Source organism: Ruegeria sp. CH8 (assembly GCF_056536985.1).
The window spans coordinates 1-1,543 of the sequence record NZ_JBQFQR010000069.1; the positions used below are offsets into that span (position 1 = coordinate 1).

Annotated in this window: 1 pseudogene; it reads right to left on the minus strand. The window is 54.9% G+C overall.

The window, feature by feature from the left end:
* Positions 1-348 precede the first annotated feature (348 nt).
* A pseudogene (locus ACR0ER_RS25525) lies at positions 349-1,358 on the minus strand (IS110 family RNA-guided transposase).
* Between the last annotated feature and the right edge of the window lie 185 nt (positions 1,359-1,543).

Here is a 1,543-nt window from a genome sequence, read left to right on the forward strand (position 1 = left end):
AAATGAGATCGTCACGGTTTGCTCCTGTCATGTCCCAGCACGCGTTAACAGAACTGCGTTCGGTCTGACAGGTGCGGTAGAGTTTGCGACATTTGTAGACGCCCAAAACGCAAGAGGTAAATTTGGTCGATTTTTAGCATCGATTCGGGTACTGGCATGAGTTCGGCCTGTTGCGCGGCCTTTGTACATACCGCTGGCCCGTATGGTGTTAGAGGATCCGGCCCAATTCAAAACCGCGTGCTCTAAGTACTCTGTCGCAAGCTGGTTTTCCCGATCCGGTCTCACGATCCTTATGCCATACCGTCTATTGTCCTCTTCCGTTTCCGCTGCCTCGCGGTCGCAGAAACTTTACGCGTTGTCAGCCGGAACCCGATAGACTTCTCCTGAGCTCATCAAGGCCCAAACGATCCTCGCCATTTTGTTCGCCAGGGCAACGCGAACCAGCAGTGGCGGTTTGCGTTCGATCAGGCGATCAAGCTAGGGATCTGTTCGCATTCTATTTCGAGCGCGCCACATGACGACACTGTTGGCGCCAAAAATCATCAATCGCCTGAGCGAGCGTTCCCCCTTCTTTGCCGTTGCACCGAGACGTTGCTTGCCCCCTGTCGAATACTGTCTGGGAACTAGCCCGAGCCAGGCGGCGAAATCTCGACCAAGGCGGAAAGTTCCCAGCGACGGGACAAGGGCCACTAGCGCAGTCGCTATAAGTGGACAAATCCCTGGCATCGTCATTAAGCGGCGTGCCATCTCGTTTGACCGAGCACGAAGGGCAATCTCGGCATCCAGCTCTTTGAGCTAGTCCAGCATGCTGGTCAGCCTTTCAAGACATTCCTAGGCCACATCCGGGATCGCGTTATCGCCAGAGTCTACCAAGACAACTAGCTTACGGATATTGGCCGCGCCTTGCGGGGCCACCTGACCGAGCTCTCCAAGGTGACCTCGCACGGCATGGATCAACTACGTGCGCTGCCGAACCAGCAACTCCGGGCCCGTAGAACCATCACGGACGCCTGGGTCTCTTCACTTTTCACGGCAACAAAGCGCATCGTTGGTTTACTCCCGGCTCCGCAGATCGCTTCCGCATCGGCAATATCGTTCTTTTGACGTTTGACGAATGGCTTCACGTAGGCCGGATGGATCAGCTTGACTTCGTGACCCAAGCGACCGATCTCGCGCCCTCAATAATGCGCACTGGCGCAGGCGCCCATTGCAACCACGTAACGCGGCAGTTTTGCGAAGAACTCAAGGACCTGACCCCTGCGCAATTTCTTCCGAAGAACAGGATGACCTGATCCATCTGCACCGTGCACCTGGAAAACGTTCTTCGCTAAATCCAGACCAATCAGGATATGTCGCAAACTTTTAGAAGGGCCAAGGTATCGACTTACCGGACACACTCATCCTGCGATCTCGGCAAATTGCCGAAAGCCAGATGTCGTAGTGTAGGGGAAATGCTGCTTTCGGATCATGTTGGCGACTTTGATGCCGTCCAAAGTAGCTGATGCGGATCTGAACGTCTTGAACCCACACATGTGCCGTACGC